This is a genomic window from Novosphingobium sp. MD-1 (genome assembly GCF_001014975.1).
Lineage (GTDB): Bacteria > Pseudomonadota > Alphaproteobacteria > Sphingomonadales > Sphingomonadaceae > Novosphingobium.
The window spans coordinates 359,736-376,222 of sequence record NZ_BBXA01000029.1; the positions used below are offsets into that span (position 1 = coordinate 359,736).

Annotated in this window: 14 protein-coding genes; 9 read left to right on the forward strand and 5 right to left on the reverse strand. The window is 68.1% G+C overall.

Features of this window, described 5'->3' with window-relative positions; all coding sequences use genetic code 11:
- Positions 1–32 precede the first annotated feature (32 nt).
- The 7 genes from hpnA to NMD1_RS13145 are packed head-to-tail and all read left to right on the forward strand — an operon-like array spanning position 33 to position 7,698.
- Positions 33–1,037, forward strand: a complete 1,005-nt coding sequence (hpnA, locus tag NMD1_RS13115; RefSeq protein ID WP_125955084.1) for a hopanoid-associated sugar epimerase — start codon at positions 33–35, stop codon at positions 1,035–1,037.
- The gene (locus NMD1_RS13120) at positions 1,034–2,164 is read left to right on the forward strand and encodes a glycosyltransferase (protein ID WP_125955085.1); all 1,131 of its coding nucleotides are present in this window, start codon (positions 1,034–1,036) and stop codon (positions 2,162–2,164) included. The genes hpnA and NMD1_RS13120 overlap by 4 nt, the downstream gene beginning before the upstream one ends.
- Complete coding sequence (hpnC, locus tag NMD1_RS13125; RefSeq protein ID WP_125955086.1) at positions 2,164–2,985, forward strand: squalene synthase HpnC; 822 nt, start codon at positions 2,164–2,166, stop codon at positions 2,983–2,985. Before NMD1_RS13120 ends, hpnC begins: the two co-directional genes overlap by 1 nt.
- Entirely contained in the window at positions 2,982–3,824 is an 843-nt protein-coding gene (hpnD, locus tag NMD1_RS13130) for a presqualene diphosphate synthase HpnD (protein WP_125955087.1), read from the forward strand. Before hpnC ends, hpnD begins: the two co-directional genes overlap by 4 nt.
- A complete protein-coding gene (hpnE, locus tag NMD1_RS13135) occupies positions 3,821–5,077 on the forward strand; it encodes a hydroxysqualene dehydroxylase HpnE (RefSeq protein ID WP_124807893.1) in 1,257 nt (418 codons plus the stop codon). The genes hpnD and hpnE overlap by 4 nt, the downstream gene beginning before the upstream one ends.
- Before the next feature lie 10 nt (positions 5,078–5,087).
- A complete protein-coding gene (gene shc / locus NMD1_RS13140) occupies positions 5,088–7,025 on the forward strand; it encodes a squalene--hopene cyclase (RefSeq protein ID WP_233497619.1) in 1,938 nt (645 codons plus the stop codon).
- Between the two features lie 10 nt (positions 7,026–7,035).
- On the forward strand, positions 7,036–7,698 hold the full coding sequence (locus NMD1_RS13145) for a phosphorylase (RefSeq protein ID WP_125955088.1): 663 nt from the start codon (positions 7,036–7,038) through the stop codon (positions 7,696–7,698).
- On the opposite strand, the gene hpnH is transcribed toward NMD1_RS13145, so the two are convergent.
- Together hpnH and ispH are read right to left on the reverse strand one after the other, a co-directional pair.
- On the reverse strand, positions 7,618–8,763 hold the full coding sequence (gene hpnH / locus NMD1_RS13150; RefSeq protein WP_125955089.1) for an adenosyl-hopene transferase HpnH: 1,146 nt from the start codon (positions 8,761–8,763) through the stop codon (positions 7,618–7,620). The two genes, NMD1_RS13145 and hpnH, sit on opposite strands and share 81 nt — an antisense overlap.
- A gap of 8 nt (positions 8,764–8,771) precedes the next feature.
- On the reverse strand, positions 8,772–9,746 hold the full coding sequence (ispH, locus tag NMD1_RS13155) for a 4-hydroxy-3-methylbut-2-enyl diphosphate reductase (protein ID WP_125955090.1): 975 nt from the start codon (positions 9,744–9,746) through the stop codon (positions 8,772–8,774).
- A gap of 187 nt (positions 9,747–9,933) precedes the next feature.
- Here ispH and NMD1_RS13160 point away from each other — a divergent pair, with 187 nt between their 5' ends.
- On the forward strand, positions 9,934–10,530 hold the full coding sequence (locus tag NMD1_RS13160) for an ABC transporter substrate-binding protein (protein WP_124807889.1): 597 nt from the start codon (positions 9,934–9,936) through the stop codon (positions 10,528–10,530).
- Entirely contained in the window at positions 10,531–11,532 is a 1,002-nt protein-coding gene (locus NMD1_RS13165; protein WP_233497622.1) for a VacJ family lipoprotein, read from the forward strand. It abuts the gene before it with no gap.
- Here NMD1_RS13165 and NMD1_RS13170 read toward each other — a convergent pair.
- The 3 genes from NMD1_RS13170 to dxs all read right to left on the reverse strand — a co-directional run.
- Positions 11,529–14,126, reverse strand: coding sequence for an MMPL family transporter (locus NMD1_RS13170; protein ID WP_125955091.1), 2,598 nt, complete (start codon positions 14,124–14,126; stop codon positions 11,529–11,531). The two genes, NMD1_RS13165 and NMD1_RS13170, sit on opposite strands and share 4 nt — an antisense overlap.
- Before the next feature lie 2 nt (positions 14,127–14,128).
- Positions 14,129–14,614 (reverse strand): DUF2141 domain-containing protein, encoded by a 486-nt coding sequence (locus NMD1_RS13175; protein WP_233497624.1) that lies wholly within the window; start codon positions 14,612–14,614, stop codon positions 14,129–14,131.
- An 8-nt stretch (positions 14,615–14,622) separates the two neighbouring features.
- The coding region (gene dxs / locus NMD1_RS13180; protein WP_125955092.1) for a 1-deoxy-D-xylulose-5-phosphate synthase at positions 14,623–16,487 on the reverse strand (1,865 nt) is incomplete at its 5' end.

Sequence of the window (16,487 nt, forward strand, 5' to 3'; positions counted from 1 at the left end):
GAGATACGGACGATGCCATGGTGGGCGAAGCCATGAGCGATTCACGCGGTCTGGTTCTGGTAACCGGCGTCTCGGGATTTGTCGGCTCGGCCGTGGCGCGCGCGCTCGCGGCGGAGGGCTGGCAGGTGCGGGGCCTCGTCCGCGCCACCAGCCCCCGCGCCAACCTCGCGGATTTTCCGGGCGAACTGGTGGAAGGCGATGCGCGGGACGCAGCCAGCATGGCGCGCGCGCTGACCGGCGCGGGCACGCTGTTTCATGTCGCCGCCGATTACCGCCTTTGGGCGCCCGATCCCGAGGAAATCGTCCGCAACAACCTCAACAGCACCGGCACCGTGATGCGCGCGGCGCAGGCGGCGGGGGTCGGCCGGATCGTCTATACCAGCAGCGTCGCCACGCTGAAGCCGTCGCATGATGGCCCGGTGGACGAACGCCACGCCGCCGCGCCCGACGAAGCCGTGGGCGCCTACAAGCGCAGCAAGGTCGTGGCCGAACGGCTGGTCGAACGCATGGTGACCGAGGAAGGGCTGCCCGCCGTGATCGTCCAGCCATCGACGCCGATCGGCCCGCGCGACGTCAAGCCCACGCCCACCGGCCGCGTGATCGTGGAGGCCGCCAACGGCAAAATGCCGGCGTTCGTCGATTCCGGGCTGAACCTGGTCCATGTCGATGACGTGGCGGCGGGGCATCTTCTGGCGCTGGCCAGGGGGCGGATCGGGGAACGCTATATCCTGGGCGGCGAGGACGTGATGCTGGGCGACATGCTGGCGGAGATCGCCCGGCAGGTGGGCCGCAAGGCTCCGAAAGTCCGCCTGCCGCGCGGGCCGCTCTATCCGCTGGCCTGGGCGAACGAGGCGTTGTGCCGGCTGACCGGGCGTTCCGACCCGTTCCTGACGCTCGATTCGCTGCGCATGTCGCGCTACCGGATGTTCTTCTCGTCGGCGAAGGCGGAGGCCGAACTTGGCTATCGCGCGCGGCCATGGCAGGGCGCGATCGGCGACGCGATCGCATGGTTCCGGCAGGCGGGCATGATCCGATGACGGCGCTGATCCTGGGCGGCCTGTCGCTGGCGATCTGGCTGGGCCTGATCTTCGCGCACCATGGCTTCTGGCTCACGCGCGAACGCGATACGCTGGGGATGCCGGCGGAACCGGCGGTGTGGCCCGATGTCGTCGCCGTGGTGCCCGCGCGGGACGAGGCGGACGTGATCGCCCGGTCGATCGGCAGTCTGGTGGCGCAGGACTATCCGGGGCGTTTCCGCGTGATCCTGGTCGACGATTCGAGCAGCGACGGCACCGGCGATATCGCCCGCGCGCTGGGTTCCGACCGACTGGAAGTGCTGACCGGCGCGCCGCTGGCCAAAGGCTGGACCGGCAAGCTCTGGGCCGTATCGCAGGGCGTGGCACGCGCCGGGGCTTCTCCGACCTATCTCTGGCTGACCGACGCCGATATCGAACACGCGCCCGATACGCTGCGGATGCTGGTGACGCGGGGGGAAGCAGGGCGGCTGGCGCTGGTCACGCTGATGGCCAAGCTGCGGTGCGAGGGGCTGGCCGAACGGATGCTGGTGCCGGCCTTCGTGTTCTTCTTCCAGATGCTCTATCCCTTTGGCCGCGTGAACCGGCCGACCGGGCAGGGCGCGGCGGCGGGCGGCTGCATGCTGGTGCGGCGCGAGGCGCTGGAGGCCGCGGGCGGCATCGCCGCGATCCGGGGCGCGCTGATCGACGATTGCACGCTGGGCGCGCTGCTCAAGAAGCAGGGGCCGGTCTGGCTGGGGCTGACTGATCGCTCGCGCAGCATTCGCCCCTATGACGGGTTCGAGCCGATCGCGGCGATGATCTCGCGCTCCGCCTACGCGCAACTGCACTATTCGCCGGTGCTGCTGGCGGGCACCATTGCCGGGCTGGCGCTGGTCTATGGCGTGCCGCCAGCCTTGGCGCTGTTGGCGCATGGCCTGCCGCGCGGACTGGGTCTGGCGGCCTGGGGATTGATGGCGCTGTCGTTCCAGCCGATGCTCCGCTTCTACCGGCGCAGCCCGCTGTGGGGGCTTGCCTTGCCCGCGATCGCGGCGTTTTACGCGGCATGCACGGTGCTTTCGGCCTGGCAGCATGGCCGGGGGCGTGGTGGAATGTGGAAAGGGCGCGCTCAGGCCGCTACGGGAACGTGATGGACAACACCGGCCTCGCTTCGGGCAAGGGGCATCGCGACGAGAACTTTCCCGTCGCCAGCCTGCTCATCAAACCGGAATACCGCCCGCCGGTGATGGCGTATTACCGCTTCGCGCGCGCGGCGGACGACGTGGCCGATCATCCGACGGCGAGCGCCGACGAGAAGCTGGCGCGGCTGGCGCGGCTACGCGCCGGGCTGGACGGGGAGGGTGCGCCCGAAGCCATGGCGCTGCGCGCGGTGATGGCGGAGCGGTCGATCGACCCGGTCAACGCGCACGATCTGCTCAACGCCTTCGAACGCGACGTGACGGTCAACCGCTATGCCGACTGGGACGATCTGATCGGCTATTGCCGCTATTCGGCGATGCCCGTCGGGCGCTTCGTGCTGGACGTGCATGGCGAAAGCCGGGCGACATGGGCGGCCAACGATGCGCTGTGCGCGGCCTTGCAGATCGTCAACCACCTGCAGGACTGCGGGAAGGATTACCGCACGATCGACCGGGTCTATATCCCGCTCGACACCGGTCTGAGAGTCGAGGATCTGGCGGCAGACCGGGCCAGTGCGGAACTGCGCGCGATCATCGCCGGGCTAGCGCGGCGCACGCGCGGGCTGCTCGATCAGGCGGCGGGCTTTTCCGCAATGATTCGTGATCGCCGGCTGGCGGCAGAAGTGGCCGTCATTCATAGGCTTGCCCGCGATCTTTGTGATCGTCTCGAACAGCGCGATCCGCTGAGCGAGCGGGTCCACCACGGCAAGGCCGAAGCGCTGTTCCTGGCGCTGGGCGCGGCGATCCCCACGCTGTTCCGGCGGGCGGCATGAGCGATAGCGCCGTCAATACCGTGCCCGCAGCACCGGCAGCCGCGCGCAGTTCGTTCTACGCGGGGATGCGCGTGCTGCCCAAGGCCGAGCGCGAGGCGATGTACGCGGTCTATGACTTCTGCCGGATCGTGGACGACATCGCCGACGACCAGCAGGGTGACCGGGCGGCGCGCAGGATGCAGCTCGACCGGTGGCGGCGCGATCTCGACGCGCTCTATGCCGGCGGCGATGCCGGGCAGGCGGCGTTCCTGGCCGAACCGGTGCGGCGCTTTGCGCTGGAGCGGGCGGACTTCGAGGCGGTGATCGACGGCATGGCGACCGATGTCGACCACGATGTCCGCTGGCCGACGGAAGCCGAGCTTGATCTTTATTGTGACCGGGTGGCGTCGGCGGTGGGGCGGCTCTCGGTCCATATCTTCGGCATGGAGCGCGAACCAGGCGTGGCGCTGGCGCACCACCTTGGCCGGGCGCTGCAACTGACCAACATCCTGCGCGATATCGACGAGGATGCGGCGATCGGCCGCGTCTATATTCCCGCAGAAGCGTTGGCTGAAGCGGGGATCGTGCCCGAAACGCCGCTGCAGGTCGCCGCCGATCCGCGCATGGATGTGGCCGCGCGGCGCGTGGCGGCGCGGGCGCACCGGCATTACCGCGAGGCGGCGGCCCTGCTGGCGACCAGGCCGAAAGGGCACCTGATCGCGCCGCGCCTGATGGAACACGCCTATGCGGGCGTGCTGCGGCGGATGGAGCGCGTGGGCTGGGCACCGCCGCGCCGGCGCGTGCGGACGAACAAGCTGGCGGTCGTCTGGACCGTGCTGCGCCTGCTGGTGACGGGATGAGCGCGCGCAAGGCGATCGTCGCCGGGGCCGGGCTGGCGGGCCTGTCCGCCGCCGTGCGGCTGGCGGAAGCCGGCTTTGCCGTGCGCATCGCGGATTCGGCGGCGCAGGCCGGCGGGCGCTGCCGGTCCTATCACGATCCGCAGCTGGGGCTGACGATCGACAACGGCAACCACCTTGTCCTTGCCGGCAACACCGCGGTCGCGCGGTTTCGGGCGACGGTCGGTGCGCGTGAGCCGCTGGCCGGGCCGGCGCAGGCGGATTTCGCCTTCGCGGACCTTGCCACGGGCGAGCGCTGGACGATCCGCATCAACGATGGTGCGATGCCGTGGTGGGTGCTGGCGAAGAACCGGCGCGTGCCGGGGACGGGGCCGTCCGATTATCTCGCGCTTGCCCGCCTGCTTTCGGGCAAGGCGGAGCAGACGGTGGGTGAGCGCGTGCCGGTCAGCGGCGCCTTGTGGGAGCGCCTGCTCGAACCGGTGCTGCTGGCGGTGCTCAACACCGATCCCGCGATCGGATCGGCGCGGCTGACCGCCGGCGTCGTGCGCGAATCGCTGGCGCGCGGGGGCAAGGCCAGCCTGCCGCGCATCGCAGAACCGACCCTGGCGGCGGCGTTCATCGATCCGGCGACGGTGTGGCTTGCAGAGCGCGGCGCGCCGGTTGCGCTGGGGCGCCGGTTGCGAACCATCGTGACGGAAGGTGACCGTGTCGTCGCGCTCGACTGGGGCAACGGGCCGGAATCGGTCGGCAAGGATGAAACCGTGGTGCTCGCCGTGCCGCCCTGGGTGGCGCGCACGTTGCTGCCCGGGATCGACACGCCCGACGCTTTCCACGCGATCGTCAACGCGCATTTCGCCTTGTCGCCGCCGCCGGGCGCGCCGCCGATGCTGGGCCTGCTGGGCGCGACGGCGCAGTGGCTGTTCGCCTTTCCCGATCGCATTTCGGTGACCGTTTCGGCCGCCGACGCCATCGTCGATAAGGATCGCGAGGAGTTGGCCCGGCGCTTCTGGGACGAAATCCAGCGCGCCTATGGCTTTGCCGCGCCCTTGCCGAAATGGCAGATCGTCAAGGAAAAGCGCGCGACCTTTTCCGCCACGCCCGCGCAGGACGCCAAGCGTCCTCCGGCGCGGACCCGCTGGACCAACCTGTTCCTGGCCGGTGACTGGACGCAGACCGGCCTGCCCGCGACGATCGAGGGCGCTCTGCGATCCGGCGAGACCGCCGCGCGGCTGGCGGTTGCTGCCGCGCAACGTTAAGAGGACGTCCATGGCAACGCTTTCGACAATGACCGATCCGCTCGCGGCCGTTGACGCGGCGGTGGACCGTGCCGCCTCGGCGCTCTCCGGTGCGCAGCGCGCCGATGGCCACTGGGTGTTCGAGCTGGAAGCCGATTGCACGATTCCGGCCGAATACGTCCTGCTCCGGCACTACCTTGGCGAGCCGGTCGCGGAGGAGCTGGAAGCGAAGATCGGCCGCTATCTGCGGCGCACGCAGTCTGACGAGCATCACGGCTGGGGGCTGTTTCACAAGGGCGCGTTCGACGTCAGCGCCACGGTGAAGGCCTATTACGCGCTCAAGATGATCGGCGATGATCCCGCCGCGCCGCACATGGTGCGGGCGCGCGAGGCTGTGCATAAGGCCGGCGGGGCGGAGGCGGTCAACGTCTTCACGCGCATCCAGCTTGCCCTGTTCGATGCCGGGCCGTGGTCGGTCGTGCCGACGATGCCGCCCGAACTGATCCTGCTGCCGCGCTGGTTCCCGATCCATCTGTCCAAGATGTCGTACTGGGCGCGCACGGTGGTCGTGCCCCTGCTGGTGCTGTGCGCGAAGAAGCCGGTGGCGCGCAACGCCAAGGGCATCAAGGTGGACGAACTCTACACGCGCCGGCCGATCGACCGGAAGACGCAGGCGGCGGACCCCAAGTGGGTGTGGACCAAGAGCTTCAACGCGCTCGACAAGGTATTGAAGGTGGCCGAGGGGCGTTGGCCCAGAACGCTGCACCAGCGCGCGATCGATACGTGCGCAGCGTGGGTGACCGAGCGGCTCAACGGCGAGGACGGGCTGGGCGCGATCTACCCCGCCATGGCCAACAGCGTGATGATGTACGACGTGCTGGGCTATCCCGAGGATCACCCGGCGCGGGCCATCGCCCGCCAGTCGGTCGAGAACCTGCTCGTGATCCATGAGGACGAAGCCTATTGCCAGCCCTGCGTTTCCCCGGTGTGGGATACCGCGCTGGCCGCGCATGCAATGCTGGAAGCGGGCGGGGCAGACAACGTGGCGCGCGCGGAAGCGGCGCTCGACTGGCTCAAGCCGCGTCAGGTGCTCGACGTGGAAGGCGACTGGGCGGAGGAGCGCCCCGGCGTGCGGCCTGGCGGGTGGGCGTTCCAGTACAACAACGCGCACTATCCCGACCTCGACGATACGGCCGTGGTGGTGATGGCGATGGACCGCGCGCAGGTGGCGGACCGGATGCCGATCGATCGCGGCGTGGAATGGACCGTCGGCCTGCAATCGAGGAACGGCGGCTGGGGCGCGTTCGACGCGGACAACGACTACGATTACCTCAACAACCTGCCCTTCGCGGACCATGGCGCCTTGCTCGATCCGCCCACGGCCGACGTTTCGGCGCGCTGCGTCTCGATGCTGGCCCAACTGGGCGAGCGGCTGGACAGCCCGCGCATGGCTGCCGCGATCGCCTATCTGCGCAAGGAGCAGGAGCCGGAGGGCAGCTGGTTCGGCCGCTGGGGCGTCAACTATATCTACGGCACGTGGTCGGTGCTGTGCGCGCTCAACGCGGCGGGACTGCCGGCGGACGACCCGGCGGTGGCGCGGGCGGTCGGCTGGCTCAAGGCGATCCAGAATCCGGACGGCGGCTGGGGCGAGGATTGCGACAGCTATGCGCTCGATCGCAAGGGCCATGTTCCCGCGCCGTCCACCGCTTCGCAGACCGCCTGGGCGCTGCTGGGCCTGATGGCGGCGGGCGAGGCCGATTCGGAAGCCGTTGAACGCGGCGTGGACTGGCTTGTCGCAAACCAGGAGGCTGATGGCCTGTGGGGGCAGGAATACTACACCGGCGGGGGTTTCCCGCGCGTGTTCTACCTGCGCTATCACGGATACCCGAAGTATTTCCCGCTGTGGGCCGTGGCGCGCTATCGCAACCTCAAGCGGTCGAACACGCGGCAGGTGGCGTTCGGCATGTGACCGAGCTGCGGTGAACTGGATCGTCGCCTGTGGCCTGAAGCGCGAAGCGGACCTGATCCGGCGCAGCGGGGCGTTTCACATCGTTGCCGGCGGCGGGGATAGCGCCCGCCTCGAAGCCGAGCTGGACGATATGGCGGAGATGTTCCCCGCCGTGATCCTCTCCAGCGGCATTGCCGGAGCGCTCGATCCAGCTTTGAAGGTTGGGGACGTCGTGCTCGACGGCGATTCGGCGGCAGTCGAAAAGCTGCGCGCGATCCTGCCGGAAGCGGTCGTGGGCGCGGTGGCCGGGCGTGACGTCATGACGCCGACGGTGGCGGGCAAACGGGCCTTGCGGGCCGAAACCGGCGCGCTGGCCGTCGATATGGAAAGCCATGTCGCCGCGCGCGTGGCGGTGCGGCGTGGCCTGCCGTTCGCGGCGGTGCGGGTCATTTCCGATAGCGCCGATGAAGCGCTGCCGCCGGCGGCGCAGATCGGCATGAAGCCCGATGGGAGCGTGGCGCTGGGCGCGGTGCTGGCCTCGCTGGCCCGGAACCCGGCGCAACTGCCCGCGCTGATCCGCACGGGCCGCCACGCCGGGCTGGCGTTCCGGACGCTAGGCCGCGTTCACCACGCGCTTGGCCGCAGCGGGATTTTCGGCCTTGATCTTGGCGAGTTCGCGCTCGACGTGGCTTGAATAGACGTCGTCGGCCGGGCGCGCCTGCGAGAGATCGACTTCAGGAGCCATCGGCCCATCGGTCTTCACGCCCTTGCGCGCGACCTGCATCATCTTCAGCGGATGGCGGATCGCGTCGGTGGCGGCGGTGCCTTCGAAGCCGCAATGGGTCATGCAGTTCGAGCACTTCTCGTACTTGCCGACGCCGTACTTTTCCCAGTCGGTGCCTTCCATCAGTTCGCGGAAGCTCTCGACATAGCCTTCGCCCAGCAGATAGCAGGGCTTCTGCCAGCCGAACACGGTGCGCAGCGGCATCGACCACGGCGTGCATTCGTAAGTCTGGTTGCCGGCCAGGAAATCGAGGAACAGCGGCGAATTGGTGAAGGCCCAGTTCTTGCCCTTGTTGCCCCGGCTGAACACGTCGCGGAAGAACTGCTTGGTGCGTTCGCGGTTGAGGAAGTGCTCCTGGTTGGCCGCGCGTTCATAGGCGTAGCCCGGCGAAACCGTGATCTCCACGTCGCGGCTCTTCATCTCGTCGAAGAAGGCGGCCAGACGATCCGGATCGGCGCCATCGAACACGGTGCAGTTGACCTGGACGCGGAAGCCCCTGGACTTGGCCAGTTCGATCGCTTCCAGCGCGACCTCGTAGGTGCCGGGCAGATCGACCGCGTGGTCGTGCATCTGCTTGTCGCCATCGAGGTGGATCGACCAGGTGAAAAAGGGCGAGGGCTTGTAGTCGTCGATCTTCTTCTTGAGCAGCAGCGCGTTGGTGCAGAGAATCACGAACTTCTTGCGCGCGATATAGCCTTCGACGATGCGCGGCATGTCGCGATGCAACAGGGGTTCGCCCCCGGCGATCGACACCGCCGGCGCGCCGCATTCCTCGATCGCTTCCATGCACTGCTCGAAGCTGAGCCGCTGGTTGAGGATGGCGTCAGGGTAATCGATCTTGCCGCAGCCCGGGCAGGCGAGATTGCAGCGGAACAGCGGTTCCAGCATGAGAACCAGGGGGTATTTGCCACCCTTGATGTGCTGGCGAAGCGTATAGGCGCCGATACGGGCGACCTGGGAGAGCGGAAGGCTCATCAATATTCCTATTCAGCGGCCCTGGGGATCGCGGGCGCGGGACGTCGTAGCGCAGAAGGCAGACTGAACTCAATGTCTTCCCTTACGCCATCGAGTTGCGAGACGGTGACGGGGCGCAACCGGCCAAGGGCGGTGATCACGCTGTCCACGAGTACATCCGGGGCCGAAGCGCCGGCGGTGACGCCAACGGTGCCGACACCTTCCAGCCATGCCGGATCGATATCGTCGCCGTTGTCGACAAGGTAGCTCCGCACGCCCAGTTCGGCACCGATCTCCCGCAAACGCGAGGAATTGGAGCTGTTGCGCGCGCCGACCACGATCAGCACGTCGCTGAGCGCGGCCAGTTTCCGCACGGCGGTCTGCCGGTTCTGCGTGGCATAGCAGATGTCGTCCACATCCGGACCGGCGACATCGCTGAAACGCTGGTGCAGCGCAGCGATGACGGTGCGCGTATCGTCCACGCTGAGCGTCGTCTGGGTGATATAGGCGACCGGCTGATCCTGGGCGATCGGCAGCGCGGTGACGTCGTCTGCGGTCGACACGAGATGGACTGGCGAATCGATCTGCCCGATCGTGCCGATCACTTCGGCGTGCCCGGCATGGCCGATCAGCACCAGCGTCCGCCCGGCCCGCGCATAGCGCCGCCCCTGACTATGGACCTTGGTCACCAGCGGGCAGGTGGCATCGATCACGGGCAACTGCCGGATCTTTGCCTCTTCCTCCACCGTGCGGGCGACGCCGTGGGCGCTGAAAATCGTCATCGCGCCCGCCGGAATATCCGACAGTTCGTCGACAAAGACCGCGCCCTTGGCCTTGAGCTGTTCCACCACGTGCTTGTTGTGAACGATTTCGTGCCGCACGTAGACGGGCGCGCCGAAGCGTTCGAGGCTTTTCTCCACGATGTCGATGGCGCGCGTTACCCCGGCGCAGAAGCCGCGGGGATTGGCGAGAATGATATTCAGCGAATGGACGGGACCTGGCATTCGATTATCCGGAAAAGCCTTATTAATTGTGCGGCTGCTAACATGATAATGCTTAGGTGCAGCTGGCGAAAGTGGTCCCGAACCGTTCATAGAGCGTTCTTGCGCAGAAAGGTACCGCCTTTGTGCGTTCGCGGTAGACGGCTGCCGCGCTGACGCGATAAGCGAACCGGAATATCAGGAGTTCAAAATGCATCGTCCGATCCTTGCTGCGCTGGTTATCGCGCCTTTGTTGCCGGCCATGGCTTCGGCCCAGTCCGTCGATCCGGCGCGCGCCACCGTGCAGCAGCTTAACGACGGACTGATCAGAATCATGCGCGCCGGCGGCACCATTTCGTCACGATCGGCGGCAATCGGCCCGGTCGTGGACCGGACCTTCGACCTTCCGCTGATGACCCGCCTTTCGGTCGGCCCGGCCTGGACCACCATCGCGCCGGCCGACCAGCAGGCGCTGACGGCGGCGTTCCGGCGCATGACCGTGGCCCAATATGCCCGCAATTTCGATAGCTGGTCCGGGGAAAGCTTCACCATCGATCCCAATGTTCAGGTGCGAGGCACCGACAAGCTGGTGCGGACGACGCTGAATGTGCCGAAGCAGGCGCCGGTCGCGATCAGCTACCGGCTGCGGCAGAATGGCGGTAGCTGGAGGATCGTCGATGTTTTCTATCGCAACGCAATCAGCCAGATCGCGACGCGACGTTCCGATTTTGCCTCCATCCTGCAACGCGGGGGCGCGCGTTCGCTGGTCGCGCACATGGATGCGATCGCTGCCAGAGGTGATAAATAGTTGATCTCGCCATTGCTTGTTCCCGCGGCGCTGGCATTCGCGCCGGTTACGGCCGAGCCGGCGATGCCGGTGCCGCAGCAGGCGATTGCCGGCCCGGTGGTATCGGGCGCGGCCGACCCGGTGTCCGCGTCTCCCGCACAGCGGCAGGATGCGACGGTCCCGGCGACGCAACCCGCTGAAGAACGCCACCATCACGCCAAGGGCGATCCGCTCGAAGGCTTCAACCGGACGATGTTCGGCATCCACCAGGGGATCGATCACGCCGTCTTCCGCCCCGCGGCGATGGGCTACAAGCAGGTGGTGCCCCGGCCATTGCGTTCGGGCCTGCGCAACGCGCTCAGCAATCTTACCGAACCCTTCATCTTCGTGAACTTCCTGCTTCAGGGCAAACCGGGCAAGGCGGCTGAAACGCTCGGCCGGTTCGTGGTCAATTCGACATTCGGCGTTGGCGGGCTGTTCGATGTGGCCAAGACCAAGGACTTCAAGCTGCCGCATCGCCCCAACGGATTCGGCACGACGCTGGCGTTCTATGGCGTGGGGCCGGGGCCATACATCTTCCTGCCGTTCATCGGCCCCACCACGCTGCGCGACCTGTTGGGCAATTCGGCCGACGATGCGCTCCTGCCGCTGGTCGCGGGCAAGCCGTTCAATTCGATGGAATACCAGCTGATCACCGGCGGCATTGGCGGGCTGGACCTGCGCGCCGAATCGGACGCGGATTTGCGCGCGCTGTTCGATGGCGCGGTCGATCCCTATGCCACCCTGCGTTCGGTCTATCTCCAGAATCGCGCGGCCGAGGTCGAGGAAGCTAAGGGGCATGCCGCAACCGCTCCCCAGCAGGCCGCGCCGGAACTGACCGATCCGCTGAACGATCCGGAACTGACCGGCACGCAGCCCGAACCGCCGGCGCCCCAGTCCGACGCGCCCGAGTTGCGCGATCCGTTGGACGATCCGGAAGGGACGCCCGCGCCGCAGCCGCCGGCGCCGGCCCCGCAACCCTAACCGCGTTTCGTTTTTGCCCGCGGCGGGCCGAGCAGCGCCGGTTCGAACACCAGCGCGCAGATCAGCGTCCAGATCAGCGAGATCATCAGGATCTTGCCCATGCTCGCCGTGCCGGGGTGGTGCGACAGCCACAGGCTGCCGAACGCGGTGCCGGTGGCGAAGGCGCTGAACAGCACGGCGCGAGCCAGGCTCGATTGCAGCAGCCCGGTCGCGCCATCGCGCCAGGCCATCACGAAATAGATGTGGAACGCCACGCCCACGCCGAACAGCAACGGGAAGGCGATGATGTTGGCGAAGTTGATCGGCTGGCCGATCACCACGCAGCTGCCCAGCGTCAGGAAGATCGACAGCACCACGGGCGCCAGCGTGAAGGCCACTTCCTTTGCGTCACGCAGCACGAGGAACAGCAGCACGCTGACCAGCAGGAACGCGATCACGCCGGCCTGCACGAACGCGCCCGCCACAGTCGAGGCGGCGGCCTGCGTTGCCACTGGCAGGCCCGAGATTGCCGGCGTCACCGCTGCCACCGCATCGCGAAAGCGGTGGATCACGCGGTTGTCGTTGGCATTGCCGCTGGGAAATACCTGCAGGCGCACGCGGCCATCGGGTGCGATCCAGTCGCGCGTGATCTCTGCGGGAAGGCTGGCCCGGTCGACGGGAGCCGCCTGCAAGGCCAGGCGCATCTGGTCGAGCATCACGCCGAGCGGTTGCGACAGCATGGCGTTGACTTGTTCGCGCTGCGCCGGCGTGGCCTTGGCCAGCCGATCGAACGCCGTGGCCAGTGCGCGGGCGTCCGCTCCCTCGGCGCCGGGATGTTTGGCGGCCACGGTCTGCAAGTGTTGCGCGGTGGCCGAGACGGCCGCCTGCATCTCGGCATCGCCCGGAGGTGGGGTGATGTCGAAGGGGTTGAGCGTGAGGTCGAGCAGCGTCGAGGCATCCTGCACCAGCGCCAGCTTGGGTGCCTGATCCTCCGGTACGAAGCTGTCGACCGAGATCACGCGGGCCACTTCGGGCAGCTTGGCCAGCTTCTGCGTAAGCTGGCGTGCTTCGTCTGCGTTGCGCGCCAGCACGTCGATGGTGTTGGGCGTCCGGTCCGGATCGCGCGTCAGGTCGCCCAGTGCGCGCATGGCGGGGGCTTCGGGATCGCGCAGGTGCAGCGGGTTGAAGTCGAACGCCACCCACGGCAGCGTCGCGATGCTCGCGGCCATGGCGAGCGCGAACGCCCACAGCACCGCACCGCGCCGGCGTTCGAGGAAGCGATCGGCCGGGGCAAGCTGCGCAAAGCCTACGTCGCCGCGCGGGCTGCCGGGCTTCAGCAGCAGGACCAGAGCCGGCAGCAGCGTCAGGCTGAACAGCAGCGCCACCACCATGCCAAGGCCAGCAATCACGCCGAGTTCGGCGATGCCGACATAGGCGGTGGGCAGGAAGGCGCCAAAGCCCAGGAAGATCGCGCCAGCCGCGAGCGTTAGCGGGGCGGCGAGTGCGGCGGCGGCCTGGCGCAGCGCGGCGGCCGGTTCGGCGCCTTCGGCGCGTTCCGCGTTGTAGCGCACGCAGATCTGGATGCCGAAATCGACGCCCAGCCCGACAAACAGCGGGATGAAGGCCACCGAGATCAGGTTGAACCGCCCGATCGCCAACAGGCCGACCGCCGTGGTGACGATAAGCCCGGCGACGATCGTGATCATGATCGCGCCGACCAGCTTGACCGAGCGCGTGGCCAGCCACAGCGTCAGCAGCATCGCCCCCAGCATGACGATCGCGACCAGCCCGATGTTCTCCTGCAGCGTGGCGAACTCCTCGTCCGCCAGCGGCACTTCGCCGGTAAGCTTGACCGAAACGCCATGCGTCGCGTCGAGCGAGAGCGCCTTGGCGGCAGACTGCACCGCCGCGCTCGCCGCTTCGCCGGGCATCAGCGCGGAATGGTCGAGCACCGGTTGCACCAGGATCAGGCGGCGCGTGGGGGGCGCGACCGCGCTGCCATCCTCCGCAAAGAGCTTCTGCCACGAAAAGCCGGGCTTCTTGCCGTCGAGCGATCCGTTGATCGCGCTGGCCAGCGCCTTGAACGGCTTGCTAACGCGAGGGAGCGAGGTTTCGCCGGCTTCGACGCCATCGAGCATGGTCGAAAGGGCGCCGGAAACGCCGCGCAGGCTGGGATCGGCGGCCAGCGGGCCAAGCAGGGGCTGGGCATCGACCATCGCCCGGGTGGCGCTGCGGATTTCGTCAGTCGAGCCGTAGAGCAGGCCTTCGCGGGCGAAGAAATCGCCGCCGTCGGGCCGGGTGACGCGGCGGAAATGGGCGCTGTCTTCCGCCAGCTTCGCCGCCAGTTGCACCGTGGCGCCTTCGGCGCGCTCGGGCGTGTCGCCATCGACGATGATCAGCATGGCGTCGCGCAATTGCGGGAACGCCGCTTCCATGCGCTGTTCCTGCTGGCGCCACTCCACCGATGACGAGATGAGCTCCGCGGTGTCGGTGGTCATCGCCATGCGCTGGGCGTTGACGAACAGCGCGCCCAGCGTGAGCACGAGGCCGATCGCAAGCGTGAGCCAGGGCCGGCGAACGCTCGCCGTAACGAGGGAGGTGGGGGTAGGGCGCATGGTCAGCGTCTTGCAGGCGGGCCTTTGGCACCGAGGAAATAGCGGAGATTGAAACGGATCGCTTGCGACGGGCCGTTGAAGGTGAACACCGCGTCGGCGAACTTCGGCGGACCGAAGCCGATCTTGGCGTCGTTGGAGAAACCGACGCCTTCCTTAGGGATGCCGAACAGCGCGCGATCGACTTCCTTGTTGTTGTTCTCGTCAAGAAAGGCCTGCGCGGCATAGCGGCCCGGCGGCAGGTGCCGCACCACCAGCCGGGTCACGCCCACTTGCGCGGCGGCGTCGGCCGCCCAGGGGCAGTTGTCCTTGAGGAACTGCGCCTGCGGGCAGATGTCGATATGCACGGTGCCACGCGCGACGCGCACGTTGCCGACATCGATCGTCAGCACGCCTTCCGCCTGCTGCGATCCCGCTGTGACGGGAATTGCCAGCACGGCGATGCTTGCCGCCAGTACGGCCGCGCGCGTGAAGGGGAAGGGCAGCGGCACCCGTTTACTCAGGCTCTCGCCTCGAGCGTATCGTGCTCGACGCCTGTGGAGTTGTGTCGCAGGGCGTTGAGGACGGTATCGACGATTTGGGGGGCGTTGAGGCCGGCTTCGTCGTACTGTTTGTCGGGGTTGTCCTGGTCCTGGAACACGTCGGGCAGGCGCATGGTGCGGATCTTCAGGCCCCGGTATTCGCCATTGCCATCCGTCAGGCCCTGGTCGCTGGCCATGGTCAGGACGTGCGCGCCGAACCCGCCGATCGCGCCTTCCTCGATCGTCACCACCACCTCGTGGCTCGCCATCAGGCGCCGGATCAGGCCCTCGTCCAGCGGCTTGGCGAAGCGCAGGTCGGCGACCGTGGTGGCGAGGCCCTTGGCTTCGAGCTGGTCGGCCGCCTTCAGCGCCTCGGCCAGGCGCGTGCCCAGCGAGAGCAGGGCAACCTTGCCCCCCTTCTCGCTGCCGCGCACGATCCGGCCCTTGCCGATCTCCAGCCTCTCCGGAACCTCGGGCAGCGCCACGCCGGTGCCGTTCCCGCGCGGATAGCGGAACGCGATCGGACCCGTGTCATGCAGCGCGGCGGTGTGCGTCATGTGCACCAGTTCCGCCTCGTCCGCCGCCGCCATCACCACCATGTTGGGCAGCGTGGCAAGGTAGGTCACGTCGAAGCTGCCCGCGTGCGTCGCGCCATCGGCACCCACCAGCCCGGCGCGGTCGATCGCGAAGCGCACCGGCAGGTTCTGGATCGCCACGTCGTGCACCACCTGGTCATAGGCGCGCTGCAGGAACGTCGAATAGATCGCGCAGAACGGCCGCATCCCCTGCGCGGCAAGCCCCGCCGCGAAGGTCACCGCGTGCTGTTCGGCGATGCCGACGTCGAAGCTGCGTTCGGGGAACGCCTGCTGGAACTTGTCGAGCCCCGTGCCCGAAGGCATCGCCGCGGTGATCGCGCAGATCGCGGGATCGCGCCGCGCCTCGGCCAGCAGGGCCTGCGCGAACACGCCGGTATAGCTCGGCGGTCCCGGCGGGGCCTTGGCCTGTTCGCCGGTGACGACGTTGAACTTCTGCACCCCGTGGTACTTGTCCGCCGCCGCCTCGGCCGGGGCATAGCCCTTGCCCTTCTGCGTCACCACATGCACCAGGCACGGCCCCTCGGCCGCATCGCGCACGTTCTCCAGCACCGGGATCAGCTGGTCCAGGTTGTGCCCGTCGATCGGGCCGACGTAGTAGAACCCCAGCTCCTCGAACAGCGTGCCGCCCATCGCCATGCCGCGCGCGAACTCGTCGGTCTTGCGCGCGGCCTCGTGCAGCGGACGCGGCAGCTTGCGCGACAGCCGCTTGGCTAGCTCGCGCAGCTCCAGGAACGGGCGCGACGACACCAGCCGCGCGAGATAGGCCGAAAGCCCGCCCACCGGCGGCGCGATCGACATGTCGTTGTCGTTGAGGATCACCACCAGCCGGTTGCCGGCGGCCTGCGCGTTGTTCATCGCCTCGTAGGCCATGCCCGCCGACATCGCGCCATCGCCGATCACCGCGATGCCTTTGCCCGGCGCGCCCGACAGCTTGTTGGCCACCGCAAAGCCCAGCGCCGCCGAAATCGACGTCGACGAATGCGCCGTGCCGAACGGATCGTATTCGCTCTCCGACCGCTTGGTGAAGCCCGAAAGGCCGCCGCCCTGGCGCAGCGTGTGCATCCGCTCGCGCCGGCCGGTCAGGATCTTGTGCGGATAGGCCTGATGCCCCACGTCCCACACCAGCCGGTCGCGCGGCGTGTCGAACACATAGTGCAGCGCCACCGTCAGCTCCACCACGCCAAGGCCAGACCCCAGGTGACCGCCCGTCTGCCCCACCGCCCCGATCATCTCCGCCCGGACCTCGT

Bases quoted from the DNA above. Each gene is read 5' to 3' on its own strand.
- NMD1_RS13170 (WP_125955091.1), bottom strand. From the start codon at position 14,126: ATGCGCCCTACCCCCACCTCCCTCGTTACGGCGAGCGTTCGCCGGCCC.
- hpnH (WP_125955089.1), bottom strand. From the start codon at position 8,763: ATGAGCCTTCCGCTCTCCCAGGTCGCCCGTATCGGCGCCTATACGCTT.
- NMD1_RS13160 (WP_124807889.1), top strand. From the start codon at position 9,934: ATGCATCGTCCGATCCTTGCTGCGCTGGTTATCGCGCCTTTGTTGCCG.
- shc (WP_233497619.1), top strand. From the start codon at position 5,088: ATGGCAACGCTTTCGACAATGACCGATCCGCTCGCGGCCGTTGACGCG.
- hpnD (WP_125955087.1), top strand. From the start codon at position 2,982: ATGAGCGATAGCGCCGTCAATACCGTGCCCGCAGCACCGGCAGCCGCG.
- ispH (WP_125955090.1), bottom strand. From the start codon at position 9,746: ATGCCAGGTCCCGTCCATTCGCTGAATATCATTCTCGCCAATCCCCGC.
- hpnC (WP_125955086.1), top strand. From the start codon at position 2,164: ATGGACAACACCGGCCTCGCTTCGGGCAAGGGGCATCGCGACGAGAAC.
- NMD1_RS13120 (WP_125955085.1), top strand. From the start codon at position 1,034: ATGACGGCGCTGATCCTGGGCGGCCTGTCGCTGGCGATCTGGCTGGGC.
- hpnA (WP_125955084.1), top strand. From the start codon at position 33: ATGAGCGATTCACGCGGTCTGGTTCTGGTAACCGGCGTCTCGGGATTT.
- hpnE (WP_124807893.1), top strand. From the start codon at position 3,821: ATGAGCGCGCGCAAGGCGATCGTCGCCGGGGCCGGGCTGGCGGGCCTG.